Annotated in this window: 23 protein-coding genes; 5 read left to right on the top strand and 18 right to left on the bottom strand. The window is 66.4% G+C overall.

Annotated elements, in window-relative coordinates; all coding sequences use genetic code 11:
* Window positions 1–3: 3 nt before the first annotated feature.
* A complete protein-coding gene (nrdR, locus tag J2S45_RS04340; RefSeq protein ID WP_270974254.1) occupies window positions 4–450 on the bottom strand; it encodes a transcriptional regulator NrdR in 447 nt (148 codons plus the stop codon).
* Between the two features lie 178 nt (window positions 451–628).
* Window positions 629–1,228 (bottom strand): LysM peptidoglycan-binding domain-containing protein, encoded by a 600-nt coding sequence (locus tag J2S45_RS04335; RefSeq protein WP_270974252.1) that lies wholly within the window; start codon window positions 1,226–1,228, stop codon window positions 629–631.
* 189 nt (window positions 1,229–1,417) lie between these two features.
* On the opposite strand from J2S45_RS04335, the gene lexA reads away from it, so the two are divergent.
* Window positions 1,418–2,110 (top strand): transcriptional repressor LexA, encoded by a 693-nt coding sequence (gene lexA / locus J2S45_RS04330; protein ID WP_270974250.1) that lies wholly within the window; start codon window positions 1,418–1,420, stop codon window positions 2,108–2,110.
* On the opposite strand, the gene J2S45_RS04325 is transcribed toward lexA, so the two are convergent.
* Both J2S45_RS04325 and hflX read right to left on the bottom strand, forming a co-directional pair.
* Complete coding sequence (locus tag J2S45_RS04325; protein WP_307634648.1) at window positions 2,088–4,034, bottom strand: ATP-dependent DNA helicase; 1,947 nt, start codon at window positions 4,032–4,034, stop codon at window positions 2,088–2,090. The genes lexA and J2S45_RS04325 overlap by 23 nt on opposite strands.
* A complete protein-coding gene (gene hflX / locus J2S45_RS04320; protein WP_407702502.1) occupies window positions 4,031–5,470 on the bottom strand; it encodes a GTPase HflX in 1,440 nt (479 codons plus the stop codon). Before hflX ends, J2S45_RS04325 begins: the two co-directional genes overlap by 4 nt.
* A gap of 82 nt (window positions 5,471–5,552) precedes the next feature.
* Here hflX and J2S45_RS04315 point away from each other — a divergent pair, with 82 nt between their 5' ends.
* Complete coding sequence (locus J2S45_RS04315; RefSeq protein WP_270974244.1) at window positions 5,553–6,164, top strand: class I SAM-dependent methyltransferase; 612 nt, start codon at window positions 5,553–5,555, stop codon at window positions 6,162–6,164.
* Here the strand turns inward: J2S45_RS04315 and miaA are convergent.
* From miaA to pgsA, 8 genes are all read right to left on the bottom strand, one after another.
* Window positions 6,125–7,057: a tRNA (adenosine(37)-N6)-dimethylallyltransferase MiaA gene (gene miaA / locus J2S45_RS04310; RefSeq protein WP_307634647.1), complete on the bottom strand. Its 933-nt coding sequence runs from the start codon at window positions 7,055–7,057 to the stop codon at window positions 6,125–6,127. The two genes, J2S45_RS04315 and miaA, sit on opposite strands and share 40 nt — an antisense overlap.
* Window positions 7,054–8,583 carry a tRNA (N6-isopentenyl adenosine(37)-C2)-methylthiotransferase MiaB gene (miaB, locus tag J2S45_RS04305; protein ID WP_307634646.1) on the bottom strand — a complete coding sequence of 510 codons (1,530 nt, stop codon included), beginning with the start codon at window positions 8,581–8,583 and terminating at the stop codon, window positions 7,054–7,056. Before miaB ends, miaA begins: the two co-directional genes overlap by 4 nt.
* A gap of 61 nt (window positions 8,584–8,644) precedes the next feature.
* Complete coding sequence (locus J2S45_RS04300) at window positions 8,645–9,190, bottom strand: regulatory protein RecX (RefSeq protein ID WP_270974240.1); 546 nt, start codon at window positions 9,188–9,190, stop codon at window positions 8,645–8,647.
* On the bottom strand, window positions 9,190–10,236 hold the full coding sequence (gene recA / locus J2S45_RS04295) for a recombinase RecA (RefSeq protein WP_270974239.1): 1,047 nt from the start codon (window positions 10,234–10,236) through the stop codon (window positions 9,190–9,192). Before recA ends, J2S45_RS04300 begins: the two co-directional genes overlap by 1 nt.
* A 308-nt stretch (window positions 10,237–10,544) precedes the next feature.
* Window positions 10,545–10,757: a DUF3046 domain-containing protein gene (locus tag J2S45_RS04290; RefSeq protein WP_270974237.1), complete on the bottom strand. Its 213-nt coding sequence runs from the start codon at window positions 10,755–10,757 to the stop codon at window positions 10,545–10,547.
* A complete protein-coding gene (locus J2S45_RS04285) occupies window positions 10,754–11,125 on the bottom strand; it encodes a helix-turn-helix domain-containing protein (RefSeq protein WP_270974235.1) in 372 nt (123 codons plus the stop codon). Before J2S45_RS04285 ends, J2S45_RS04290 begins: the two co-directional genes overlap by 4 nt.
* 110 nt (window positions 11,126–11,235) lie before the next feature.
* Complete coding sequence (locus tag J2S45_RS04280; RefSeq protein ID WP_270974233.1) at window positions 11,236–11,721, bottom strand: CinA family protein; 486 nt, start codon at window positions 11,719–11,721, stop codon at window positions 11,236–11,238.
* Window positions 11,708–12,523 carry a CDP-diacylglycerol--glycerol-3-phosphate 3-phosphatidyltransferase gene (gene pgsA, locus J2S45_RS04275; protein ID WP_307634645.1) on the bottom strand — a complete coding sequence of 272 codons (816 nt, stop codon included), beginning with the start codon at window positions 12,521–12,523 and terminating at the stop codon, window positions 11,708–11,710. The genes J2S45_RS04280 and pgsA overlap by 14 nt, the downstream gene beginning before the upstream one ends.
* A 4-nt stretch (window positions 12,524–12,527) precedes the next feature.
* Between pgsA and J2S45_RS04270 the strand changes: the two genes are divergently transcribed.
* Entirely contained in the window at window positions 12,528–13,586 is a 1,059-nt protein-coding gene (locus J2S45_RS04270; protein WP_307634644.1) for a CapA family protein, read from the top strand.
* A gap of 15 nt (window positions 13,587–13,601) precedes the next feature.
* On the opposite strand, the gene J2S45_RS04265 is transcribed toward J2S45_RS04270, so the two are convergent.
* Window positions 13,602–16,178, bottom strand: a complete 2,577-nt coding sequence (locus J2S45_RS04265) for an FtsK/SpoIIIE family DNA translocase (RefSeq protein ID WP_307634643.1) — start codon at window positions 16,176–16,178, stop codon at window positions 13,602–13,604.
* Window positions 16,179–16,309: 131 nt separating this feature from the next.
* Here J2S45_RS04265 and J2S45_RS04260 point away from each other — a divergent pair, with 131 nt between their 5' ends.
* Window positions 16,310–17,212: an NAD(P)-dependent oxidoreductase gene (locus J2S45_RS04260; protein ID WP_296931088.1), complete on the top strand. Its 903-nt coding sequence runs from the start codon at window positions 16,310–16,312 to the stop codon at window positions 17,210–17,212.
* Here J2S45_RS04260 and J2S45_RS04255 read toward each other — a convergent pair.
* The gene (locus J2S45_RS04255; protein WP_296931090.1) at window positions 17,209–18,885 is read right to left on the bottom strand and encodes a ribonuclease J; all 1,677 of its coding nucleotides are present in this window, start codon (window positions 18,883–18,885) and stop codon (window positions 17,209–17,211) included. The genes J2S45_RS04260 and J2S45_RS04255 overlap by 4 nt on opposite strands.
* A gap of 45 nt (window positions 18,886–18,930) precedes the next feature.
* Window positions 18,931–19,827, bottom strand: coding sequence for a 4-hydroxy-tetrahydrodipicolinate synthase (gene dapA / locus J2S45_RS04250; protein WP_296931091.1), 897 nt, complete (start codon window positions 19,825–19,827; stop codon window positions 18,931–18,933).
* Between the two features lie 76 nt (window positions 19,828–19,903).
* Here dapA and J2S45_RS04245 point away from each other — a divergent pair, with 76 nt between their 5' ends.
* Window positions 19,904–20,488 (top strand): GNAT family N-acetyltransferase, encoded by a 585-nt coding sequence (locus J2S45_RS04245; RefSeq protein ID WP_296931092.1) that lies wholly within the window; start codon window positions 19,904–19,906, stop codon window positions 20,486–20,488.
* A 48-nt stretch (window positions 20,489–20,536) separates the two neighbouring features.
* On the opposite strand, the gene J2S45_RS04240 is transcribed toward J2S45_RS04245, so the two are convergent.
* The 3 genes from J2S45_RS04240 to J2S45_RS04230 are packed head-to-tail and all read right to left on the bottom strand — an operon-like array spanning window position 20,537 to window position 25,764.
* Entirely contained in the window at window positions 20,537–23,716 is a 3,180-nt protein-coding gene (locus J2S45_RS04240) for a DEAD/DEAH box helicase (RefSeq protein WP_307634642.1), read from the bottom strand.
* Window positions 23,713–24,456: a 4-hydroxy-tetrahydrodipicolinate reductase gene (gene dapB / locus J2S45_RS04235; protein WP_307634641.1), complete on the bottom strand. Its 744-nt coding sequence runs from the start codon at window positions 24,454–24,456 to the stop codon at window positions 23,713–23,715. Before dapB ends, J2S45_RS04240 begins: the two co-directional genes overlap by 4 nt.
* A 9-nt stretch (window positions 24,457–24,465) precedes the next feature.
* Window positions 24,466–25,764 (bottom strand): M16 family metallopeptidase, encoded by a 1,299-nt coding sequence (locus J2S45_RS04230; RefSeq protein ID WP_270974216.1) that lies wholly within the window; start codon window positions 25,762–25,764, stop codon window positions 24,466–24,468.
* Between the last annotated feature and the right edge of the window lie 97 nt (window positions 25,765–25,861).

The raw sequence follows: 25,861 nt of genomic DNA, 5'->3' as shown, positions 1-25,861 counted from the left end.
CTTCTACTTGCCGGCCTTGAGTTCGGCGATCGTCTGCTCGAAGTCCTCCAACGACTCGAAGTTCGAATACACGGAGGCGAAGCGTAGGTAGGCCACCTTGTCGAGTTCGCGCAGCGGCTCGAGGATGGCGAGGCCGACATCCTGTGAGTCGATCTGGGCCACCCCGGAGGCGCGAATCGTCTCCTCCACCTTCTGGGCCAGGACGGCGAGCTGATCGCTGGTCACGGGCCTGCCCTGGCAGGCCCGCCCGACGCCCTTGATCACCTTGTCCCGCGAGAACGGCTCGGTGGCGCCCGACCGTTTGATCACCATGAGGGTGGCTGTCTCCGTGGTAGAGAACCTACGCCCACACTGCGGGCATTCACGGCGCCGCCGGATGAGCTGACCGTCGTCGGATGTGCGGGTGTCGATGACGCGGGAGTCTTCATAGTGACAAAAAGGACAGAACATGTTCATAAAACTACCGCCCGCACCGAAGGATCGGCAAGACCAAGGTACCTTTCAGGCCAGCAACGGACCACGATAGCGGCAGGTCGAACCCGCAATGACGATCGCTGAAAGCGGCTCTGGGTCGCACACCCCGCCGTTCGAAGCGCCCGGCGATGACACATGATGCGTACCTACAGGATCAGTAGGACGGCAACAGGAGCTGCGAGCCGGCCGCGATGTGTGTGCCGTCAAGCGCGTTGAGGGCCATGATGTCATGGACCACCCGCTCCGTGGGCAGGCCGGTACCCATCGCGCTGGCGATTGACCACAGTGAATCCCCCGCCATGACCGTGGTGACGCCGCCCGCCTGGAGACCAAGGCCAAGCGCCGCGTAGAGAAAGATGCCCAGCGCGAAGGCGAAGATCGCCGCCGCCGCGATGCCGAGGGCGAGGATGATGCGCTGGCGGCGGACGACGACAGCGCGCGTAGCACGATCCTGCCGGGCCGCCCACGTACCCGCCTGCGCCGAACGCGCGATGCGCACGGGACGCCCGCTTCCCGCCGCGCGCGACGCACTCGTACGGGCTACCTGGCGGATCTGGCGGACCGGGCGAGACGGCCGGACGAACCCCACGTCGGCCGACCCGGGAGTGGGAACGGCACGAAGAAGTCGAGATGCCTCCGCCGGCCGGTCAGGACGCACCGCGGCCTTCCGCTCACCAGCCTTCCGCTCACCGGCACGAACCGCCCGAAGTGCCGGGCGCACAGCGACGTTAGCGTCGGATTGAAGTGCAGTCATATCTTCCTCCTCGAACATACGTTCGTCGAACATCTGTTTGAATGCTACCGGATTCGCCTCGCCGCGTCTAGAACTTTTGTTCGACACGCATTAGAACAGGTGTTTGAACTCGCTTAGCTCACCCGATAACCTGTAGAAGAAAGTCAATCAGGCCGCTCCGACAAAAATTTTTGGAGCTTAGGGGGAGCCATGAGCATCTCGGATCGCCAACTCGCCATTTTGCGCGCCATCTGCTCGGCGATCGCCGAACGCGGCTTTCCGCCCACCGTGCGAGAGATCGGCCAGATCGTCGGCCTGAAGTCGTCCTCGTCGGTCAAGTACCAGCTCGACCTGCTCGAGCACGAGAACCTCATCGCGCGCGATCCCCGCCGGCCCCGCACCATCGAGGTCACGGATCGCGGCCTGGAGCTGGCCAGCTTCGAGCCGCCAGCACCCGCGATCCCCACGAGCACCCGCGTCCCCGGCACCGCCAGCTACCGCCTCGACGACTCCGACGTCGCCATCACCGCTCCCGTCAACGTCCCCGCCGTGGGCCGCATCGCGGCCGGCGGTCCGATCCTCGCCGAGCAGCACGTCGAGGATGTCTTCCCCCTGCCCCGTCAGCTCACGGGAGACGGCGACCTGTTCATGCTCTCCGTCTCGGGCGATTCCATGATCGACGCCGCGATCTGCGACGGAGACTGGGTGGTCGTTCGCCGCCAGCCCGTGGCTGAGAACGGTGAGATCGTCGCGGCAATGATCGACGGGGAGGCTACGGTCAAGACACTCTCACGCAAGGACGGGCACGTGTGGCTCCTGCCCCGCAACACCAACTACGCACCCATCCCCGGTGATCAGGCCCAAATCCTGGGCAAGGTGGTCACTGTTCTTCGAGCCCTGTAGCCAGCCGCGTGAGCGCGGCGAGCACCACAGCCCGGTCGGTCGTCCGCCACATCTGCGGAAGCGAGGCAAGCAGGAATCCCGAATAGCGCGCCGTACGCAGCCGGGAATCGAGCACGGCCACCACTCCCCGGTCGTCGCACCGGCGCAACAGTCGTCCGGCGCCCTGGGCCAGCAGCAATGCGGCGTGGGTGGCCGAGACGCTCATGAAGGGGTTGTACCCCGCCTGCCCGGCCGCCTGGGTGCGCGCCTGGATGAGGGGATCGTCGGGGCGAGGAAATGGGATGCGGTCGATGATAACCAACCGGCAGGTCGACCCCGGCACGTCCACGCCCTGCCACAGCGACAGCGTGCCAAACAGACTCGCCCGCAGATCCTGCGCGAACTGCTCGAGGAGCGTGGGTAGCTGATCCTCGCCCTGGCACGCCACGGGCAGATCCAGGTGCTCGCGCACGTACTCGGCCGCCCGCGTCGCCCCGGCCCGCGAGGTGAACAGGCACAGCGCCCCGCCATTGGCGGCCTCGATGAGGTCCACGATCTCCTGGAGGTGCTCCTCGCCGTAGCCGTCGCGACCCGGCGCGCGCAGGTGTTCGGCCACGTACAGGATGCCCTGGTGTAGCTCGTCAAACGGCGTGCCGACGTCGAGGCCGGTCCATTGCCCCTGACTGGGATAGGTAAAGCCGACTCGGCCGGCCATCGCGTCGAAGCTGCCGCCCACCTGTAACGTCGCCGAGGTCAGCACCACCGGCGTGTCCTCGAACAGCCCCGAGGCGATCGCCCCCGAAACGTCAAGCGGGGCGAGGTAGAGCGCGCGCTGGTCATTGAACTCGCTGACCCAGGCCACGAACCGACCCTCCGCCACGGCGTCGGAGAGCAGGTCGGCGCACAGGTCCACCAGGGCCGTCAGCCGCGAGCGCAGCACAGTCTTGGTCGCGTTCGCCTCCTCGTTGGCGCTGGAGAGGGAGGCGACCTCCCCGCCCGCCGTCTGCACTTTGCCCATGATGCGGGCGATCGTGTCGGAGAGCTCGGCGCTGATGCGCGTGAGCCGGCCCTCCTTGAGCTCTGACAGCACCTCGGCGAGCTCCTCGGCGACGTCGCCCAACCCCTCGTCGTCGAGCCCGGCGGTGCGCAGCAGGCGCGCCACACCGCGCAGCTCGTAGCCGGCAAGCGCGCGGGTAAGTTGCCCGGTCACCCGGTCGATGAGGTCGTGGGCCTCGTCGACGATGTAGGCGTCGGACTCGGGCAACACCGGCGTGCCGAAGGCTTGGATGCCGAGCAGGGCGTGGTTGGTCACCACAATGTCGGCGTCCTCCGCCCTCGCCCTTGCCAGGCGCGCAAAGCATTCTTGCCGCATGGGGCAGTGCTCCCCGATGCATTCGCGCTTCTGGATCGAGATCTGGTTCCACGCCCGGTCGGACACGCCCGGCACGAGGTCGTCGCGGTCGCCGGTATCGGTGGACAGCGCCCACTGGCGGGCGCGTACCACCTCCTCGCCCGTCGCCGTCGCTCCCAGCTCGCCTTCGGCGCGCGAGAGCAGCGCGTCCTCTTCCGGGAAGCCGCCGTCGACCTTGCGAAGACAGGCGTAGTTGTTCCAGCCCTTGAGCAGGGCGACCTCCACGTGCGATCCCATCGTCTCCTGGATGGCTTTCGCGACGGCGGGCGCGTCCTGGGTGATGATCTGGCGCTGGAGGGGAAGCGTGGCGGTGGAGATTGTGGCGCGCTTGCCCGTCTCCGCCGACCACATCATCGCCGGAAGGAGGTAGCCGAACGACTTGCCGGTGCCGGTGCCCGCCTCGATCATGAGATGGGACTCCTCCATCAGCGCGTCGTAGACGGCGTCGACCATCTTCGCCTGGCCCTCGCGCGGCTTGCCCCCGATGCTCGCCACAAGGTGGGCGAGCACCTCGCGCGGCTTCGGCTGGCTCACGGGCGTCCACCCAGGGCGTCCACAGCCGCGCTCACGTCCGGATTGACCCGCGCCACGATGCGGGTGCCGGTCGGCTCGTGGGACTCATGCAGGATCTCGCCATCTTCGTGGATGCGGTTGACGAGGTCACCGCGGTCGTAGGGAATGACGACGTCGATGGCCACCTGCGGGTGCGGAAGTAGCTCCTCGATACGGGTGCGCAGCTTCTCGATGCCCTCTCCCGTCACCGCCGAGACCAGCACCGAGTCCGGGAATCGGCTGCGCAGGGTGGCCAACGCAACAGGGTCAGCGATATCGGCTTTGGACGCCACGATAAGCTCGGGCACATCGAGCGCGCCGGCGACGCCGGCGAGCACCTCATGGACGGCCGTCACCTGGCCAACCGGGTCTTCGTGGGAGGCGTCGACAACGTGGAGCAACACGTCGGCGTCGGCCACTTCCTCGAGGGTTGAGCGGAAGGCCTCCACGAGCTGGGTGGGTAGGTTGCGCACGAAACCGACCGTGTCGGTGAGCGTGTACTGGCGCCCATCGCGCGTCAGCGCCCGCCGCACCGTCGGGTCGAGCGTGGCGAACAGCGCGTCCTCCACGAGCACCGAGGCGTCGGTGAGCACGTTCAACAGCGAGGACTTGCCCGCGTTCGTATAGCCGACCACGACGACGGACGGCGTGCGGTTCTTGCGCCGTGAGGCGCGCTTGGTCTGGCGCGCGTTGCCCATCTGGGCGATCTCTTTGCGCAACTTGGCCATGCGCCGCCGGATGCGCCGGCGGTCGAGTTCGATCTTCGTCTCGCCCGGACCGCGCGATCCGATGCCTTCGCCGCCGACCACGCGGCCGCCGGCCTGCCGAGACATCGATTCGCCCCATCCGCGCAGCCGTGGCAGGAGGTATTCGAGCTGGGCGAGTTCAACCTGGGCTTTGCCCTCGCGTTGCTTGGCGTGTTGGGCGAAGATGTCGAGGATGAGTGTGGTGCGGTCGATGACCTTGACCTTGACGATGTCCTCCAGCGCGCGCCGCTGGGACGGACTCAGCTCGGAGTCAGCGATGACGGTGTCCGCGCCGGTGGCCGCCACGAGTTCGGCCAGCTCGCGCGCTTTGCCCGATCCGAAGTAGGTGGCCGGGTCGGGGTGCGGGCGGCGCTGTAGCACGCCGTCGAGAACCTGGGATCCGGCCGTGGTGGCGAGCGCTGCGAGCTCCCGCAGCGATTCCTCACCAGCCTTCATGTCGTCCTCCACCACACCGATGAGGATCACGCGCTCTAGGCGAAGGCGGCGGTATTCGACCTCGGTGACGTCGGTCAGTTCGGTGGACAGCCCCTCAACGCGCCTCAACGACGAGCGCTCCTCGCGATCCAGCGAATCGCCCGCCCAGCGGCCGCCGTAGGCCGGATCTTCTTGAAGCGTCATTGCCTTCTGGGATATGAAGTCGTTGTGGTTAATGAGTCTCTCCTTGCGTTACTACTATTGTCTATCAGCTCCGAAGAAAATGGGAAACGCGCTCCGGTCGCGGTATCGTAGGGCCGTGAGCGAGCACTATTTTTCTTCCCATCCCACCTCTGATTCTTCGGTGCGTCAGATCGACGTGCGCCTTTTGGGTGAAGACTATCGCGTGAGCACCACTGCGGGGATCTTTTCGCCACAGGGCCTCGACAAGGGCACCGCCGTGCTGCTGCATAAGGCGCCCCTGCCCGAGCTCGCCCGCGGATCCAACGTGGTCGATCTCGGCTGCGGTTGGGGCCCGCTCACTCTCGCGCTCGCCCGCGCCTACCCCGACGCGACGGTGGTCGGCGTCGACGTCAACGAGCGGGCACGCCTCCTCACCGCGAAGAATGCGGCGGACGCGGGGCTTTCCAACGTCCGCGTTGCCGAGGGCGTCGACGACGCCGACGTCGCAGGCGTCGACCTGCTGTGGTCGAACCCGCCTATCCGGATCGGCAAGGAGGCTCTCCACGGGCTGCTGAGCACGTGGCTCTCGCGCCTGAACCCCGCCGGGGTGGCCTACCTGGTGGTCCAGCGCAACCTTGGTGCGGATTCCCTCGCCGCGTGGCTGACCGGCCAGGGCTTCCCGGCCTCGAAGCTCGGCTCGCAGAAGGGCTACCGGGTGCTCGAGGTGCGCCCGGCAATCGCGTCGTAAGCGCGGCCCGCCGCATCGTGCACGTCGCCGTCGACGTCGACCCACGCGATACGAGGGTCGCGCCCGAACCAGGTGCGTTGTTTCTTTGCCAGGCGACGGGTGGCCTTGGCGACCGACTCGATCGCCTCACTTACGCCCATCTTCCCGTCGATGACGGCGATCGCCTCCGCGTAGCCCGTCGCCTTGCGGGCCGTTTGTCCGTCACGCAAACCGCGTTCGAGAAGGCCGCGAGTCTCCTCCAGGAGACCGCCGGCAAACATGGCCGCCGCCCGCTGCCCGATCGCGTCGTTGAGCACCTGCCGCTCGCGTCGCACCCCGAGCATGACGACGTCGTCGTAGTGGCTCGTGTGGCGCGGGAAGACGGGCGTGTAGGACCCGCCCGTCATGCGCGCCACCTCGAGGGCGCGGATGACGCGGCGTGGGTTGAGCAGATTGATGGTCGCGGCGCTAGCGGGGTCGCGCCGTCGCAGCTCCTCGACGAGCGGGTCCAGGCCGCGCTCGGCGTGAATGTGCTCGAGTTCGGCGCGGATGGCGGGGTCGGTGCCCGGAAAGTCAAGCTCATCGAGGAGGCCGGAGACGTACAGACCCGAGCCGCCCACCACGATGGGAATCTTTCCCCGGTCCCGAATAGCCTCGAGGTCGTGGCGCGCTTGGCGCTGGTAGGCGGCCACGGAGGCCACGTCGGCCACGTCGAGAACGTCGAGCTGGTGGTGTGCGATGCCGCGGCGCTCGGCGAGGGCAAGCTTTGCCGTGCCGATGTCCATGCCGCGGTAAAGCTGCATGGCGTCAGCCGAGATGATCTCCACTCGGTCGGGGCCGCCGAGTAGCTCGGCCAGCTCGAGCGAAAGCGCGCTCTTGCCGGACGCCGTCGGCCCCACAACCGCGACGATCACGAGCGCGGGCGGATGGTCGGAAGGCCAAGCCCGACGGGCGCAAGGCCCGCCGCCTCCTGCGCCAGCTGGGCGCGGCGCTTGGCCCCGCGCTCCCAGGCGTCCCCGGCGCGCGTGCGGCGAATAGAGAACGTGGAGCCCGTCAGCGCCGAATCTGCGAGCAGGTGGTGGGGAGCCCCGTGGGTGATCGTGGCACGCACGCAGTCCCCCGGCCGCGGGCGCTCGGCATCGGGCAGGTTCTCCGGCAGGGCGACATGGACGAGCCGGTTGTCCTCGGCGCGGCCGGTCACGCGTTCGGTGACGCCGTCCTTGCGGCCCGCCCCCTCGGAGATGAGGACCTCGACGGTGGTGCCCTCGAGGCTCTTCGCATCTTCGGCGCTGATACGCTCCTGGAGGGCCAGGAGCCGGTTGAGCCGGTCCTTGGCCACGTCCTCGGGCACCTGGTCGGCCATGTCGGCGGCCGGTGTGCCGGGGCGCGGCGAGTAGATGAAGGTGAAGGCGGAGGTGAAGCGGGAGGCCTCGACGACGTCAAGGGTGGCCTGGAAGTCCTCCTCCGTCTCGCCTGGGAAGCCCACGATGATGTCGGTGGTGATGGCGGCGTGCGGAATCTGGGCCCGCACCCGATCGAGAATGCCGAGGAAGCGCTCGGAACGGTAGGAGCGGCGCATGGCCCGCAGGATCCGGTCCGACCCGGACTGGAGGGGCATGTGTAGCGAGGGCATGACGTTGGGCGTTTGCGCCATTGCGTCGATGACGTCGTCGGTGAACGCTGCCGGGTGCGGCGAGGTGAAGCGCACGCGTTCCAGGCCCTCGATCTCGCCCGTGGCACGCAGGAGTTTGGCGAACGCGCCGCGATCGCCAAAACCCACACCGTAGGAGTTGACGTTCTGGCCGAGGAGTGTCACTTCGATGGCGCCCTGCGCAACAACCGCCTCGACCTCGGAGAGGATCTCGCCCGGTCGCCGGTCACGCTCTTTGCCGCGCAGGTGCGGCACGATGCAGAACGTGCAGGTGTTGTTGCACCCCACGGAGATGGAGACCCAGGCGGCATAGGCCGACTCCCGATGAGTGGGTAGCGTGGAGGGAAAGACCTTGAGCGATTCCTCAATCTCCACGGCGGCCTCCCGGTTGTGCCGGGCGCGTTCGAGGAGCGCCGGTAGCACGTCAAGGTTGTGGGTGCCGAGCACGACGTCGACCCACGGCGCCTTCTCCACAATTCCTCCACGCAACTGTTGGGCGAGGCAACCGCCCACGGCGATCTGCATCTGTGGGCGCTCGCGCTTGACAGCCGCCAGCTGGCCGAGGTTGCCGAACAGTCTGTTCGCGGCGTTCTCACGCACCGAGCAGGTGTTGATCACCAGCACGTCAGCGCCTTCATCCCCGGCGTCGGTGGCGCGCGCCGCCTTCTCGGGTACCTCGGACACGGGAACGTAGCCGGCCGCGTCGAGCAGGCCGGCGAGGCGTTCGGAATCGTGGACATTCATCTGGCACCCGAGGGTGCGCACCGCGTAAGTCTTCTGTTCAGTCATCGACGCCAGTCTAATCGCAAACGGCCGCGCTCCCATCGCTCAGGCCTGCGAGATGGCGCACCTAGTCCAGTGCCGCCTCGATGGCCCGGCGAATGTGCTCTGGGGAGAAGCCACGCCGGCCGAGCGCGCCATAGATGCGCCGACGCTTCTTGTCCTCCTCCAGGCCCGCCATCGCCGCCGCCTTCTTCACCGCAAAGGCGACGGCGGCCTCCAGCTCGTCGTCTTCGGAGATCTGGGCAAGCGCCCGCTCCGCCTCCTCCCCCTCCACGCCCTTGGCGCGCAATTCCTGGGTGAGGACCCGCCTGGTGGTGACCTTGCCCGTGAACTTCGAGCGCACGTACATCTCCGCGAAGCGCTCGTCGTTCACGAGGTTGGCCTCCAGGAAAGCCTGAAGGGTGGCCTGCGCGATCTCATCGGGGACGAGGTTGCGCGCCATCGCTTCGCGTAGCTGGTGGGCGGAGCGCTCCTGCGCCCCGAGCAGCCGGTAGCAGAGGTTGCGGGCGTAGGTGTGCCATTCCTCCTCACTGCGGGCCGCCGCCCGCGCGGCCCGGCGCTTCGCGTAGTCGCCCCGCCCGCGCGGGCGGGGATTGTCCGAGTAGTCGACCACTACTCCTCGCCCTCGGCCGGCTCCTCCTCCTGGGACTGCGCAAACTCGCCGATACCGAGCTGAGCCTTGACCTTGTGCTCGATCTCGTCGGCAATCTCCGGGTTGTCCTTCAGGAACTGGCGGACCTTCTCCTTGCCCTGGCCGAGTTGGTCGCCTTCGTAGGTGTACCACGAGCCGGACTTGCGGATCACCCCGGAGTCGGCCGCCATGTCGATAATGCCGCCCTCCTTCGAGATGCCCTGGCCGTAGAGGATGTCAAACTCCGCCTGCTTGAAGGGCGGGGCCATCTTGTTTTTCACGACTTTGACGCGGGTGCGGTTACCCACCGGCGTGGAGCCTTCCTTCAGCGTTTCGATGCGACGCACATCGAGGCGCACCGAGGAGTAGAACTTGAGGGCCCGCCCGCCCGTGGTGGTCTCAGGATTGCCGTAGAAGACGCCAATCTTCTCACGCAGCTGGTTGATGAAGATGGCTGTGGTGCCCGAGGCGGACAGCGCTCCGGTAAGTTTGCGCAGCGCCTGGGACATGAGGCGGGCCTGGAGGCCGACGTGAGAATCGCCCATGTCGCCTTCAATCTCCGCCTTGGGAACGAGCGCCGCCACGGAATCGACCACGATGATGTCCAGTGCGCCAGAGCGGATGAGCATGTCCGCGATCTCGAGCGCCTGCTCGCCCGTGTCGGGCTGGGAGACGATGAGCGCGTCCGTGTCCACGCCGAGCTTCTTGGCGTATTCCGGATCAAGCGCGTGCTCGGCGTCGATGAAAGCCGCGATGCCGCCGGCCGCCTGGGCGGAGGCCACGGCATGTAGTGCCACGGTGGTCTTGCCCGAGGACTCCGGGCCGTAGATCTCGACGATGCGCCCGCGCGGGAGTCCGCCGATGCCTAGAGCGATATCAAGGGCTAGGGATCCGGTGGGGATCACCTTCACGCGCACGTTCGGAGCATCCCCGAGACGCATCGCCGATCCCTTACCAAACTGACGATCGATCTGTCCGAGCGCGGTCTCGAGTGCCTTCTCGCGGTCGGCTGTTTCTTTCTTTGCCATCTGTTTCCTCACGTATTGGGGCCGTCACGGCCGGCGGATAGAGCAGGTCATTTTCGGTGTACGCCCTCTCCGAGCGCCATACCAGCAACGATATGCCCGACCTCCGACATTCTCTTGACGCATGAGCCAAAACTGGAGCTTCATGCGCGCAAAGCGTTGCCGTGGATAACTTTAGCCGAACATGCGTTCGATATGACAAGCCGACCCGCGTGTCGCGCACCACCACCCGCTACTTGCCCGCCAAGCCTCCCGCCGCTCCGGGCGCAACTAAAGAGGGGCGAACCCGCAGGTCCGCCCCTCTTTAGTGGCTATTTGCTTTTCCGATGCAGATACTCGCAGGAATCCGGAAGATCCATCGCCACGCGCAAGGCGTGCCAGACCTCTTGCGGATCCATGTCCGCGATCGCCTCCACCGCCGACCGCGACCCCAGCTCGGGCAGCACCAGATCCTGTGCGAGTGCCAGACCGCGTCCATCGGGGAACGCCCGGTCGACAGCCTCCCAGAATTCGCTATGCTTCATCGGGTGTGGGCGAGTTCACCGGCGAGGAGAGCCTCGGCGGTGTCCGGGATGCGCACGCCGGCAGCGCGCGCCGCCTGGATCTTGCGCATCATCGGAGGGGTGCGCCCCTCCGCCACGTCGATACGATCGGCGACGAGGCGTAGCACGTGGCTCATCGGGACGTTCAGTGCGCGGCAAATCGAGTGCAGCAGCTCCGAGGATGCCTCCTTCTGCCCGCGCTCAACTTCCGACAGGTAACCGAGGGAGACTCGCGCGCCGGACGACACCTCGCGCAGGGTGCGCCCCTGACGCTGGCGATAATCCCGCAGAACGTCTCCGAGTTCACGGCGGAACAGGACGGTCTCGGTGCGGGTGGCTTCATTCATCATGTCTACTCTCATTCTGCTAGTAGCCTCTTCACCTATGGCTAACTTCGCTTCGTGAGAATATATTCCCACGTGAAGCTGGAAGTTCCCTGAGAGGCTCGTTGGAGTTCCCTTTACTTTTCGCATGTGTTTTCGATAAGCCCCAAAGCGGCGGACACGGCCGCATTTCGCACCTGGTCACGGTTGCCCGGGAAGTGGAATTGCGCCGACGTCGCGCCCCGCGGCGTGTGGATCCCGATCCAGACAGTACCGGCCTCGTGCCCGTCAGCGCTTCCCGGCCCGGCGACCCCCGTGGTCGCCACGCCGTAATCGGCGTCGAACAGCTTCGCCACGCCCGCGGCCATCTGTTCGGCGACGACGCCGTCCACCGGCCCCGTCTCCTCCAGCCGCCGCGGGCTGACCCCGAGGATCACGGCCTTCGCCTGGGTGGCGTAGGCCACGACGCCGCCGCGGAAGCACGCCGACGCGCCCGGCACCGAGACGATGGCGGAGGCCACGCGTCCCCCCGTCAGGGATTCGGCGACGGCGATAGTCTCGCCCCGCTCCGTCAGCGAGCCGAGGAGGGCTGGGAGCCGTGTGAAGGCGTCAGTCGTGGACAATGCGCCGCGCCTCCCGCATGTAGTCCGCCGCCGATGTCAGGGCGAAGACCAGCGCCACTGCAATCAGCGCGTAGGCCAGCCACATCACCGCGGTAGCCGGCCCCGAGGCCAGGAAGGAGTGCCACGGGATGATGAGCATGCCCGCCCCGATCGACTGGGCCATCATCTTGATCTTGCCGCCGCGTCCTGCTGCCATCACCTTCTTCTTCACCACGACCATGCGCATGACCGTGATGCCAACCTCGCGCACGATAAACACGATCGTCACCCACCACCACAAGATCCCGTGCGCCGAGAGCATGGCCAGGGCGGAAATGATGAGGAACTTGTCCGCGATCGAGTCGGCGAGTTTACCGAAGTTCGTGATCAGGCCGCGGCTTCGGGCGAGGTGCCCGTCAAGCTTGTCGGTGAAGGCCGCCAGCGCAAAGATCGCCCAGGCCAGCCAGCTACGCTGCGGCGTGGGGTCGGAAAACGCCCAAATGAAGACAGGCACCAGCACAAGCCGGAGCACCGTCAGCGCATTTGCGATATTGACCAAAGGTACCTGAGCTTTTTCTCCCACTCCTCTACTGTAGATCATGTCCATGTTTCCCGAATGACGCTCGCTGGAGGTTGCGTTGAACAAGCCCATCTCACTTTTCGCGGTTGCGCTCACATTCGCCCTTGCCGCCTGCGGCGCAGCCAGCACCGCGCCGTCCACGCCGACTCCGACCCCCGCGCCCTCGGCAACGCCGACCCCGACACCGACGCCAACCCCGACGGCCGAGCCGGAGCGCTTCACCGTCAGCTCAAGCGGGGACATCCTGTTGCACCTATCGGTCAACGAGGCAGCCCGCATCGGTGGGCAAACCTACGACTACACCCCGTATTACGAGCCGATCAGGGACTACATCGCGAATGCGGACGTGGCCATCTGCGCACTTGAGATCCCCATCATCGGCGCCGATCAGATGCCCTCCAACTATCCCAACTTCGGCGCGCCGCACGACCTGGCTAAGTCGCTCGCCGACGTCGGCTACGACGGCTGCGCGTTCGCCACGAACCACACGATGGATCGGGGCTTCGGCGGGGTCGAGACCACGATCGAGGCACTCACGGACGCCGGGCTCGGCTGGGCCGGAGCTGCGCGCACCGAGGAGGAGGCGGGGCAGATCCAGTTCTACACCGTGCAGGGACGCCACCACACCGTCAAGATCGCCCACATCGCCGCCACCACGCTGACCAACGGCATCCCGATCCCGGCCGATCACCCCTATTCGTGGAACGTGGTCGGCTCCCTCGGCTCGCCCGTACAGACCATCGTGGAGGACGCGAAGCGGGCGCGGGAGCTCGGCGCCGACATCGTCGTCGTGTCCATGCATTGGGGAACCGAATACGTCTCGGAGCCGATCGACGAACAGGTCGACATCGCCACACTGCTCGCCGACTCCGGCGAGGTCGACCTCATCTTCGGAAACCACTCTCACGTCCCCGAGCCGCTCGCCAAGCTTCCTGGTGGCCCACGGGGTAACGGCATGTGGGTGGTCTACTCGATGGGCAACCAGGTCTCGGGTCAGACGGTGGAGAACCACGGCTATCGCGTGACGACGGGCCTGCTCACTACCGCCACGATCGAGGCCAACGACGACGGGGCGGGCGTCGTCGACGTCGACTGGATGGCGGTGACCCAGGACCGGTTAGCCGGCGAGAAGCTGCGCCCGCTCCGGCCCCTGACGGAGGGCGAGTATCCCAAGGATCTACGGCTGTCGCAGCAGGAGATCGCCGCGCGTGCCGAGGTGACTTACCCCGTCATGGAGTCCTCCGGACCTGAGCGGACCGACCCGCCGCAGGTCACCGGGGCCACCGTCACGAACTCGCGCGAGTAGTGCGGAAGATGAGCGTCAGTCGCGTCCGGTGAGCTGCCAGGCATCCTCGTCGGGTTCGTCCTCCTGCGGCTCGTAGGCGAGCGGATCGGTGGCGTAGCGGTCGTTGTCCAAAACCACCGTGCGCTCCGTCGGGGCGATGTCCTCGCCGTCTCCCTCGTCCAGGTCCACGCCCGCGCCGGCGTTGCCGTGGGCGTAGGGACGCGATTCGGCATCGGGTTCGCGTGCCACGTCCGCGTCGCCGAAGTCGGCGTCAGCGTAGCGGTCCTCCCCCTGTGCCGGCTCGCGCAGCGAGACGTCCTCGCCTCGGATCATTGCCAGCACCGTGGGCAGCTGCTCAGGGGTGGCAAGCACCTCGCGGGCCTTCGATCCCTCAGAGGGGCCGACCACCTCGCGTGCTTCGAGCAGGTCCATCATGCGCCCCGCCTTGGCGAAACCGATACGCAGCTTGCGCTGGAGCATGGAGGTTGAGCCGAATTGGGTGGTGACCACCAGCTCGGCGGCCTGCAAAAGGATGTCGAGGTCGTCTCCGATGTCCTCGTCGATGACGCGCTTTTCGGCCTTCGGGATCACGTCCTCGCGGTAGACGGGCTGCATCTGCGCCTTGACGTGCCCCACCACCGCCGCGATCTCGTCCTCCGTCACCCACGCACCCTGCACGCGCATCGGCTTCGAGGCCCCCGAGGGCATGAAGAGGGCGTCTCCCATACCGATAAGCTTCTCGGCGCCCGAGGAGTCGAGGATGACACGCGAGTCGGCCAGGGAGGAGGTCATGAAGGCCAGGCGTGAGGGAATGTTGGCCTTGATCAGACCCGTGACCACGTCCACCGACGGGCGCTGCGTGGCGAGCACCAAGTGGATGCCCGCGGCGCGCGCGAGCTGGGTGATGCGCTGGATAGATGCCTCCACGTCACGCGGGGCCACCATCATCATGTCGGCCAACTCGTCGACCACCACGAGCAGGTAGGGGTATGGCTGCAGCTTTCGCTCCGAGCCCGGCGTGGCGGTGACCCTGCCCGAGCGGACGGCGTCGTTGAAGTCGTCGATGTGCTTGAAGCCGTAGTGAGACAGGTCGTCGTAGCGCTGGTCCATCTCACGCACCACCCATTCGAGGGCCTCGGCAGCCTTCTTGGGGTTGGTGATGATCGGCGTGATCAGGTGTGGGATGCCGGCGTAGATGGTCAGCTCCACGCGCTTGGGATCGACGAGGATCATGCGCACCTCCTCGGGGGTGGCGCGCATCATGATGGAGGTGATCATCGAATTGATGAACGAGGACTTGCCGGCTCCGGTGGCGCCCGCGACCAGCAGGTGGGGCATCTTGGCAAGGTTCGCGACGACGAACTGCCCACCCACGCTCTTACCCATGGCAACGACGAGCGGGTGATTCTGCTTGCGGGCCGCCGAGCTACGTAGCACGTCGCCAACCATGACGGTCTCGCGGTCGGTGTTGGGGACCTCGATGCCGATAGCCGACTTTCCGGGGATCGGCGAAAGGATGCGCACGTCGGCCGAGGCCACCGCGTAGGCGATGTTCTTCGACAGCGAGGTGATGCGGTCGACCTTGACGCCCGGGCCAAGCTCAACCTCATACTGGGTGACCGTCGGGCCGCGCGAGAAACCGACCACCTCGGCGTCGACGGAGAACTCGTTGAAGACGCGGGTGAGAACCTCGACGACGTGCTCATTGGCCTCCGACCGCTCGACGCCCGGAGGGCCCTCAACCAGCAGGTCGGCGGGCGGCAGAGTGTAGGTGATGTTCGAGGACAGCTCGAGTTGCTCGACGCGAGGCGGCAGCGGTTCAGGCTTCGGGGCCTTCCTCACGATCGGCTTGCGAACGGGGCGTGCGGGCTCCGCCTGCTCGGAGCGCTCGGTGGCCTGGGCGGCGTCGTCGGAGCCGGCGCCGCTTGCCGGTTCGGGCTGGACGGTGGCGACCTTCGTCGGCTCGATCTCGGCGGGCTCGGCCGGCGCCTTCTTTCCCCGGCGCACCCGCGAGCGCACGGGCTCGGACATGGCGACGGTGGGGGCCTCGTCGGCAGCTTCCTCCCTGCGTGCGGCCCGGCGAGCCCTGACCCAGTCGACGATGTCGCGTACCGAGGTGTTGGCCGAGAACAGCATGGCGTACACGCCGAGGAGCACCAGGAGCGGGATGGCTCCCCACACCGACACAAGCAGAGCGAGCAGTCCCCCGGAGACGAGGCCGACAATGCCGCCGGCGGCCTCAAGGCCCTCGAATCCGGCGGAGATGGCCGGCTGGCCCATCGCCACGTGCAAGATGCCGGTGATCGACAGGGTCAGCAGGGTCATCCCGACGACGAAGCGGCGGTTCGTGTTGCCCACCGAGCGGCGGAACAGCTTCACCGCGACGCCAATCAGCATGACCGGGACGAAGATCGACAGCGCCCCGACCACGCCAGCCGTGGCGTGATGGATGACAGCGCCCAGCAGGCCGGACAGGGAGAACCACTCGCGCAGCGCCACGATGATCGCCAGCGCGAGCATGATGAAGGCCAAGCCTTCATATCCGCGCGGCGTGGTGTCTTCCTCGCCAACCTTGGGTTTGTGTGAATTGGCAGACTTGTTCGTCCGAGCCATGTCTCCTCTTTCGTGCAAGATTCAGTTTGAGCCTAACGGCCGGGCCCCGGATGCGACCACAGGCACGCGCACACGTGGCCCAAATGTGACTTGTTGCCATCCACGGATGGCCGATTCATTAGACTCGGCCCATGAGTATTTCTGTGAGCATCCCCCAACCTGACCTGCGTCCCCTCCTCGAGAGCTACGCCGGCGAGGTAGAGATTATCGAGTGGGATATCAAGAGCCCCGCGCCCCAGCGTCACATCGACATGGTCATCACCCCGTTCGTCACCTATAAGCCCGACTACCGCTTCCTGGAGGGCGTGGACGCCTCGCTGATCCAGACGACGTCGATCGGCTTCGACCAGATCATCGGCCACGTCGGTGCCATCCCGCTCGCGAATGCCGCCACGGTTCACGAGACCGCCACCGCCGAGCTGACCCTCGGCCTCCTGCTCGTCATGCAGCGCCAACTTCAGCGGGCCGTTCACTCCCGGGAGGCCGGTAAGTGGGATCTCTTCTTCGCCCCGGGGCTCGCCGACAAGAAGGTACTCCTCATTGGCTACGGCGGGGTGGGTAAGGCGATCGCGACGCGCCTTGAGCCCTTCGAGGTCGACCTGTATCGGGCGGCGTCGAGGCATCGCGAAGACGAACGCGGAACAATTTACGGCCCCGAGGATCTGCCCGGCCTCCTGCCCGAGATGGATATTGTCATCGTGATCGTCCCCGGTGCGGCGTCGACGAACAACATGGTCGGCGATGCGTTCCTGTCGAAGATGAAGGATGGGGCACTGCTGGTGAACATGGCGCGCGGGTCGGTGGCGGACACCGACGCGCTCGTGCGCCATGCAGACCGGTTGAGGATCGCGTTCGACGTCGTTAATCCCGAGCCGCTACCGGAGGGTCACCCGCTCTACACGCATCCGAATGTCTTCTTCACCCCGCACCTGGGTGGGTATGCGGACGCGCTGTGGCCGCGCCTGGAGGCGCTTCTCCACCGGCAGATCGCCCACTTGGAGAAGGCCGAGCCGGTGGAGAACCGCGTCAACTAGGCTTCGATGATGGTGGGGATGATCATTGGCTTGCGGCGCAGCTTGCGAGCCACCCACCGTCCCACGACGCGCCGCATTGCCTGTTGCATCTGGTAGGTGTTGGCGGACTCGTTCGCGATTGCCTGGTCGAGAGCCGTGCGCACGTCAGGCAGGATCTCTTCGAAGACGGAGTCGTCCTCGGCCATGCCGCGGGCCTGGATGTGCGGGCCTGTGAGCACCTTCCGCTCCTGAGCGTCGATGACGGCGAAGATCGCGATAAAGCCCTCCTCGCCCAGCGTGCGCCGGTCGGTGAGCTCGGCCTCGCCGATCTCGCCCACGGAGGATCCGTCCACGTAGACATACCCGCAGGGCACCTCACCGACGATCGAGCAGTGGCCGTCGACCATGTCGATGACCGAGCCGTCCTCGGCCAGGATAACGTTCTCGGCCGGCACGCCCGTCTTGACCGCGATGGCGCCGTTGGCCACGAGGTGGCGCACTTCGCCGTGGACCGGCATGGCGTATTCGGGCTCGAGGATGTTGTAGCAGTACAGTAGCTCGCCCTCTGCGGCGTGCCCGGAGACGTGCACTTTGGCGTTGCCTTGGTGGACCACCTTGGCGCCCAGCTTGGTCAGGCCGTTGATGAGCCGGAAGACGGAGTTTTCGTTGCCGGGGATGAGCGAGGAGGCGAAGATGACCGTGTCTCCAGGACCGACCGTGATGGACTTGTGGCTACCGGCGACGATGCGCGAGAGCACGGCCATCGGCTCACCTTGGGAGCCCGTGGACATGTAGACGATCTCGTCGTCGGGCAACGAGTCGGCGTTCTTCAGGTCAATGAGCGTGTCTTCAGGGACGGAGAGGTATCCCAGCTCCTCGGCGATAGTCATGTTGCGCACCATCGAGCGACCCACGAAGCACACCTTGCGCTCGAACTTGTAGGCCGCATCCAGGACTTGCTGGACGCGGTGGACGTGCGAGGAGAAGGAGGCCACCACGATCTTGCCGTGGGCCTGGGCGAAAACGGACTCGATGACCGGGCCGATGTTCGCCTCCGAGGCTACGAAGCCGGGGACCTCGGCGTTGGTGGAATCGCACATGAACAGGTCCACGCCCTCCTCGCCCACGCGGGCGAAGGAGCGCAGGTCGGTGATGCGCCCGTCGAGGGGCAGCTGATCCATCTTGAAGTCGCCCGTGTGCAGGACGGTTCCGGCATTCGTGCGGATGAACACGGCCAGCGCGTCAGGGATGGAGTGGTTGACCGCGATGAACTCGCACTCGAAGTTGCCGAGGTTTTCGATGTCGCCCTCTTCGACGACGTGCGTGTAGGGCTTGATGCGGTGCTCGGCGAGCTTGGCCTCGACCAGGGCGATCGTCAGCTGGGAGCCGATAATCGGGATGTCTTCGCGGAGCCTAAGCAGGTAGGGAACGCCACCGATGTGGTCTTCGTGCCCGTGGGTGAGGATGATCGCGTCGATCTGGTGGAGGCGATCCTTGATGTAGTCAAAATCCGGCAGAATGAGGTCAACGCCAGGCTGGGATTCTTCGGGGAAGAGCACGCCGCAGTCGACCACGATCATGCGCCCGTCGATCTCGAAGACCGTCATGTTGCGCCCAATCTCGCCGATTCCGCCGAGCGGGACGATACGGAGGGTGCCGTTCTTGATGGATGGGGGAAGCTTAGTTTTACTCACCCAACCATTATCGCACGTTTGAGCCTAGCCTGCGCTGGCGCGGTGCTACTCGACCAGGCCTTCGGCGCGTAGCGCAACGCGCAGCTTGGCCAGCTCAGCCTCGGATGCGCCCACGAGCGGCAGTCGGACGGTGGCCGAGTCGATGACGCCGACCATCTTCAGGGCCTCCTTGGCCATGACGGCGCCCTGTCCCCCGCCCATGATCGCGTCGATGATCGTGGCCTGCTTGGCGAACTCGGCCCGCGCGGCGGGTAGATCCCCGGCGTCGACTTCGGTGACGAGCGCGCGCAACCCGGAGGCGATGAGATGGCCGGCCACCGACACAACGCCGGAGGCGCCGTGGGCCAGCCAGGCGAAGTTGAGCGAGTCGTCACCCGAGTAGTATTCGAGCCCCGTGCGATTGATGCGATCAAAACCCTGGGCCACGTTGCCGGTAGCGTCCTTGACCGCCTTGATCTGCGGGTGCTTGGCGAGCCGGTCGAGGGTGGCGTCCGAGATCGCCACGCCGGTGCGGCCGGGGATGTCGTAGACCATGACGGGCAGGTCGGTGGAATCGGCCACCGCAACGATGTGCTGGTAGACGCCCTCCTGGGAGGGACGGTTGTAGTAGGGCGCGACGACGAGCAGGCCGTCGGCGCCCGAGTCTTGCGCACCCTTCGCGATACGCACGGCGTGGGCGGTGTCGTTCGAGCCTGCTCCCGCCACGATCATTGCTCGGCCCTCGACGGCGGCCTTGACCTGACGCACGAGCTCGTTCTTCTCCGGCTGGTGGGTGGTGGGCGATTCGCCGGTGGTACCGGACAGGACGAGGGCGTCGCACCCGTCATCGACGAGCTTGCGGGCCACCTTGCACGCGCCGTCGATGTCGATTGAGCCGTCCGGGTTAAACGGCGTGACCATGGCGACGGAGACTGAACCAAAGGAACGCGAAGGAGTACTCATGGCACTACCCTATACGCCGCTTCCCCTTTCGGGTTCATCTTTCGTCATCTGGACGTTTCCCTGACACAATGGCGTGGTGAACGTTGTCAAATCCGTACGCCCCGCCCGCCCCTCCGACGCGCTGGCCATCGCCCAGGTTCAGCGCGAGGCCATGCTGGAGGCTATCTCCGCCGGTCTCGAACACCGGGCGAGCACCGTCGTCGGCGCCCAGCTCGAGGTCGGCTCACTCGCCGCCGCGTGGCGAGCCACCATCGAAAACCTTCCCTCCGAGCGCCACCACGTACTCGTGGCCGTGGCAGGCGACGTGGTGGAGGGCTTCGCCGCAGTCGCCCCCTCCCCCGCCGTCATCCTCAGCGGCGACGACGAATCCGGGCTCGACGCCGCCACGGGCCAGCCACGCGTAGCCTACGAGATCACGAGCTTCTGCGTGCCGCTGCGCGTGGGCGGCGCCGGTCACGACGCCCGCCTGCTCGCCGCCATCACCGACATCTGCGCCGACGCCACAGAACTTCACACGTGGGCGATCGCTGGCCACGACCAGTTCACCCATTTGCTGGATGCATCCGGCTTCGCGCCACGCCCGCTCCGCCGCCATGCCGAGGTGGACGGGGAAGAAATCCGCGAGCACCTGTGGTGGACCACCCTCGACCGGGAGGGCTAAACCAGCATGCCGGCACGCGGCCACGTTGCCCGCCCGCGACCCTAGGTGTTAGTCGAGCAGCGCCCGCAGTTCGGCCGCGGAGAGCTTGCCGGAAGCCCCGCCGTCCTCACTGAGCACTCCCAGCAGGCGGCGCTTTTGATCCTGGAGGGCCACGACCTTCTCCTCGATCGTGCCCTTGGACACCAGCCGGTAGACATGAACCGGACGGGTCTGCCCGATGCGATGCGCCCGATCCACGGCCTGCTGCTCGGCCGCCGGGTTCCACCACGGGTCGGTGAGGATCGCATAGTCCGCCATCGTCAGGTTCAGCCCTGTCCCGCCAGCCTTCAGCGATATGAGGAAGACCGGCGCCTCCCCCGCCGCGAAGCGCTTGATGAGGGCCGGCCTGCCGCGCGTAGAACCGTCCAGGTAGAGGTAGCGGATTCCGGCCTCATCCAGCCGCTCGGCCACCAGCTTCAGGAAGCGGGTGAACTGCGAAAAGACGAGCGCCGAATGCTGTTCGGCCACCAGGTTCTCGACCAGCGCAAGCAGTTCGTCCAGCTTCGATGCCGGCGCCGTCGAATCCTCGTCCGCAAGCCGCGGATCGATCGCCAGTTGGCGTAGTCGCGTGAGGGAGGACAGGATCTCGATCCGGTCCTCCTCCGAGAGCCCGAGCACCCGCTGGCGTTCCTTTTCGAGCTGCACGTCATACATGCGCCGGTGGGCGCCCTTAAGCTCCACACGTAGCACCTGCTCCTGCTTGGGCGGCAGGTCGAGGCTGACGGACTGCTTCGTGCGCCGCAAAAGGAACGGGCCAATCCGGCGCCGGAGTGTGGACATGAGCTCCTCGCCGCCTCCCGTAGCGCTCGAGGCCGCCTTCTCAATCGGTTTACGAAAGGCGTCGTTAAACTTCTCCGCTGAACCGAGCAGGCCGGGTGCCGTCAGCGCAAACATCGCCCACAGCTCCCCGAGGTTGTTCTCGATCGGCGTGCCCGTCACGGCGAAGACGGTGGCCGCCCCGAGGCTCGCGGCGGCAGCAAACCCCTTCGACCTGGCGTTCTTTACATTCTGCGCCTCGTCCAACACCAGCCCCGTCACCCCAAGGCTGCGGTAGTCGTCCGCCTCCAAGCGCATCAGCGTGTAGGAGGTGACGACGACGTCCGCCCCCTTCGTTTCCTGCGCCAGGCTTGTGCCGCGGATGCGTTCCGTCGCCTCGATTCCGACCACCTTCAGCGACGGCACGAAGCGTGCCGCCTCGCTCACCCAGTTAGCCACCACCGAGGTGGGTGCCACCACCAGCCACGGCGAGCCGGGGTTGCGCTCGCGGTCCCGGAGGATCATGGACAAGATCTGGACGGTCTTGCCCAATCCCATGTCGTCGGCGAGCACGCCGCCGAGCCCGGCGTCGCGTAGATGACTCAGCCAGCTAAATCCGACCTCCTGGTAGGAACGCAGCGTGGCGTTCAGCGTGGCCGGGACTGTCGCCGGCTCGGGGTCTGGGGCGTTGCGCACAGCCTCCAGCCAGCGGTTCTCCGCGGCCTTGACGATCCCCAGGTCCAGCAGGTCCTGCCACCAGGACTGGCGAATCTTCGGTACCCGTAGCTCGGAGCGACGCCCGTCCCCGAGCAGACGCGCCTCCTCGATCAGGCCCTTCAACTTGGCCAGATCCGGGCTGCCCAGATCCACATACGAGCCGCCCACAAAGGTGAACTTCTTCCCCAGCGTCAGCGCGCTGAGCAGTTCGTGTAGCTCCACCGGCTGCCCGTCTACGATCACTCGCATCTTCAGGTCCAGCCAGTCACGCGACTCCTCCACGTCCACGTCCACCTGGACATCCTCGGCGCGGCGGAAGGCCGGGGTCTGCTGGACAACGTCCACGCCGATCGCGGTCAGCTCCCGCGTCAGGTCTCCCAGGGAGAGCAGGTTCTCTCCCTGGAGCTTGATCCAGCCCAGCCGCCCGCCGACCATCATCGCCGGGCACACCCGCTCCACCACGTCGCTCGCCTGGCGCCGGATCTCCTGCTCGGCCTCCATGTTTCGACCGCCGGCCGGCGGGCTCCACAGTGGGTAGCTGCCGCTCACGTGGCCGCGCTCGTCGGAGTAGATCCATTCCCAGTTCGCGCTCACCACCGGGAACTGCTCGCCCGTCGATGTGAGCGTGAGGCGCAGGGACGGTTGAGGCGGCGCCGGCAGCTCGTATCCGATCGTGTCGAGCTTGCCGGTCGAGCGTAGCGCCGGAAGGAAGTCACGCTCGAAATCCTCCTGCTCGGAGGCGGGGACACGGACTTCCCTCGGGCGCAGGTAGGTCCATTCCTCGCTCGCGACCGGCTCGAGGAAGGCCATGTGGAGCCTGCCATCGTCCCAGAAGACCAGCTGGTTCGGTTTGCCGACGAGCAGGTAGTTGTGCGGATCGCTCGGATGCTTAAGCTCCGCCACGACGTCGATGAACTCACCCGTGTTCACGAGCTCGATGGCCGGCACTGCCGGCTCAGATTCGATCACGATCGGCTTCTTCGCCACCGCATCGATGAGCTCCACCCCGGCATCGATGCACCCCTTGAGGTAGTGCCCGAGGATTGGCGAGTTAACCATCAGCATCGACAATGGATCGCGTATCCTAAACAGCCCACCCGAATTGAGCTCGCAGGCGGTGAGGAAATCGCGCACCGCCCGCAGCTGGCGCGAGTCGAATTCCTGACCGATGCCTTGGCGCAGGTTGACAAGCGAAATACCCGTCTTGATCCAGGTTCCGCGCTTGCCCTTGCGCATCGCGTCGAGTTCGAGCCGGCCGTGGGCTTGCTGCTTCCAGGCGGGGATTCCTGCCATGGGCGGTCGCGGCGCCGTGAAGCTGAAACCGAGCGCGATGGGCTCTTCACCCGTCGCCCCGAGGCCGAGCATGTGGGTAAGCGTCCTGCGCCAGCCCGAGTTCGCATCGGTGCGAGGCGGGAGCTGCGAGGCCCGCATGAGCGACGCCGGCAGGAGGTCCAGCGCCATCAGTGTGGCACTCACGCAGTGCTTGCAGTTGTATCCCACCGGACAGGTGCAATTGCCGGAGAAGTAGACGAACTCGCCGCCCTCACGTTCGTAGTCGATCCACTCCGTGTAGATCTCCCCGTTCGACCCGGCCGAGACCGCCTCAATCTTTTGATCCGTCGCAACGTTGATGGCCGATTTGGAGTCAAGGGCATAGAGCAGGCCACGCGCCAAAGAGCCGGAATCGACGAATCGTTCCAGTCCGCCGTAGTTCATAGATCCAGAAGTGGTTCAAGTCCATAGGTGAGCCCCGGGCGCTTGCCCACCTCCCGCACGGCAAGTAGCACGCCCGGCATGAAGGACTCCCGCCCGAATGAATCCTGGCGGATCGTCAGCTGTTCGCCCGGGTTGCCCAGCAGGATTTCCTCGTGCGCGTACAGGCCGCGCAGGCGGACGGCGTGAACATGAACCCCATCGATCTGACCACCGCGCGTGCCAAGCGGATCGGATTGCGTGGCATCCGGGCTCACCAGCCCCGCTGCCCTGCGCGCCGCCCCGATACGCTGCGCGCTCGTGGTGGCCGTGCCAGAGGGCGCATCGACCTTGTCCGGGTGGTGGAGCTCGATGACCTCCACCGACTCGAACATCGCCGCCGCCTTCTCCGCAAATGACATAGCTAAAACCGCCGACAGCGCGTAGTTCGGAGCGATGATCGCATTCTTGCCCACGCGCAGGGCGTGTTCGCGCACCGCCTCCAGCCGCTCCGGCGTCCACCCCGTGGTGCCGATGACGACGTGTGAGCCCGCGTCGAGGATGGCGTGCACGTTCGCGTCCGTCGCACTCGGCACCGTGAACTCGACGACGACGTCCGCACCCGCCAGCGACTCCGCCGTGATCGGATCGCCCGCGTCCAGTCGCGCCACGAGTTCGAGGTCGGCTCCCAGAACCGCCTCACACACTGAACTTCCCATGCGCCCTGCGGCGCCGACTACTGCAACCTTCATCTTTCCTCCCATGCCCCAAGTCTAAGACGCCGCTCCGACAATCATGAGCGATCTCGGCGAGCGGGCAATCTCGCCGGCAAGTTCCTGGATCTGCTCCCCCGTCACTGCCCGCGCAGCCGCGAACACCTCCTCAAGTGAGCGCAGGCGCCCGACCAGCTCGGATGCGCCCAGCCGCGAGCGCCTAAACGGGTTGCTTTCAGAAGAGAAAACAAGCCTTGCCCGACGCTGACGGAAGGCGATGTCGACCTCTCGCTCGCTTACCCCGTTCTCCGCGATGTCATGTAGGCAGTCGGTCATAATCTCCGCCACCGCCCGGGTGTGGGCGGGCGAGCACAGGGCTTCCATCGCCACAAGGCCACCCTCGAGGTAGCCAGCCTGCCAGGCATAGGTGGAGTAGGCCAGGCCGCGCCGCTCGCGCACCTCCTGGAAGAGTCGCGAGGATTGTCCCCCGCCCAGGATGGTCTCGAGCGCGGTGAGGGTCTCCTCCCGCTCGTCCAGGAGCGCAAGCCCGGGATATCCGACCACGACGGAGGCCTGCCGCCCGGGGCGCTCCGCGAATCCCTCGCCTCCGGCGGTATAGGCCACGTCCTGCCCGCGTCGCCTCGGCCCCGGTGCCCGGTCGGCCAGGTCCCACCCGACGCCCGCCAGCTCCTTGACGAGGAGGTCGATGAGGGAGTCATGGTCAACCTCCCCCGCCGCCGTCACGACGAGCTCACCCGCGTGATAGTTCGACTGGTAGTGCTTGAGTAAGTGATCGTGGTCGAGCGCCGCCACCGTCTCGAACGTGCCGCCGATTGGTCGCGCCAACGGATGGGAGCCCATCACGAGCTTGAGGATCGCGTCGGAGGCGACCTCCGACACGTCGTCGTCGGCGGCGGCGAGCTCCTCGAGGATAACCCCACGCTCGAGCTCCATGTCGCCCCGGTCGAGCCGAGAGTTGCAGAACATGTCCACGAGCAGCGACACAAGCTCAGGCAGGTCGCCGGCGAAGACGTGGCCGTAATAACAGGTGTACAGGCGCGCAGTGGCGGCGTTCATCGTGCCGCCGAGTGCATCTCCGAGCGCCGAGATCTCGGCCGCCGTGCGGGTGTGGGTGCCCTTGAAGAGCAGGTGCTCGAGGAAGTGTGTCGAGCCTTCCGCTCCCTGCGCCTCGTCGCGCGAGCCCACCCCGACCAAGAATCCCAGCGCCACCGAACGCTGGCCGGGCACGTGCTGGGTGAGCACGCGAATCCCGCTGGGCAGGAGTGTTCGCTTGGTGGGGATCCCGTCGTCGTCGAACTCGAGAGTGCCCGGAAAATCTAGTGGTAGTTGTAGTGCCATAAGGAAGTCCATCCTACTTTTGCCGGCACGAACGCACCACCTGTCGCAACCGGATGCTCTGGAGCCTTCATGCAAGAACGACAGAGACGACATAATC

The organism is Trueperella abortisuis (assembly GCF_030811095.1).
Classification (GTDB): domain Bacteria; phylum Actinomycetota; class Actinomycetes; order Actinomycetales; family Actinomycetaceae; genus Trueperella; species Trueperella abortisuis.
This window is presented reverse-complemented; position numbering and strand designations above follow the sequence as displayed.

What these genes read in the sequence shown, in the direction of transcription:
- nrdR (WP_270974254.1), bottom strand. Translation starts at nt 450, where the DNA reads ATGTTCTGTCCTTTTTGTCACTATGAAGACTCCCGCGTCATCGACACC.
- J2S45_RS04335 (WP_270974252.1), bottom strand. Translation starts at nt 1,228, where the DNA reads ATGACTGCACTTCAATCCGACGCTAACGTCGCTGTGCGCCCGGCACTT.
- lexA (WP_270974250.1), top strand. Translation starts at nt 1,418, where the DNA reads ATGAGCATCTCGGATCGCCAACTCGCCATTTTGCGCGCCATCTGCTCG.
- miaB (WP_307634646.1), bottom strand. Translation starts at nt 8,583, where the DNA reads ATGACTGAACAGAAGACTTACGCGGTGCGCACCCTCGGGTGCCAGATG.
- recA (WP_270974239.1), bottom strand. Translation starts at nt 10,236, where the DNA reads ATGGCAAAGAAAGAAACAGCCGACCGCGAGAAGGCACTCGAGACCGCG.
- J2S45_RS04290 (WP_270974237.1), bottom strand. Translation starts at nt 10,757, where the DNA reads ATGAAGCATAGCGAATTCTGGGAGGCTGTCGACCGGGCGTTCCCCGAT.
- J2S45_RS04285 (WP_270974235.1), bottom strand. Translation starts at nt 11,125, where the DNA reads ATGATGAATGAAGCCACCCGCACCGAGACCGTCCTGTTCCGCCGTGAA.
- pgsA (WP_307634645.1), bottom strand. Translation starts at nt 12,523, where the DNA reads ATGTCCCCGCTTGAGCTGACGGTGAAGCGCTCCGGCTCGGCCGTCGGG.
- J2S45_RS04265 (WP_307634643.1), bottom strand. Translation starts at nt 16,178, where the DNA reads ATGGCTCGGACGAACAAGTCTGCCAATTCACACAAACCCAAGGTTGGC.
- J2S45_RS04260 (WP_296931088.1), top strand. Translation starts at nt 16,310, where the DNA reads ATGAGTATTTCTGTGAGCATCCCCCAACCTGACCTGCGTCCCCTCCTC.
- dapA (WP_296931091.1), bottom strand. Translation starts at nt 19,827, where the DNA reads ATGAGTACTCCTTCGCGTTCCTTTGGTTCAGTCTCCGTCGCCATGGTC.
- J2S45_RS04240 (WP_307634642.1), bottom strand. Translation starts at nt 23,716, where the DNA reads ATGAACTACGGCGGACTGGAACGATTCGTCGATTCCGGCTCTTTGGCG.
- dapB (WP_307634641.1), bottom strand. Translation starts at nt 24,456, where the DNA reads ATGGGAGGAAAGATGAAGGTTGCAGTAGTCGGCGCCGCAGGGCGCATG.
- J2S45_RS04230 (WP_270974216.1), bottom strand. Translation starts at nt 25,764, where the DNA reads ATGGCACTACAACTACCACTAGATTTTCCGGGCACTCTCGAGTTCGAC.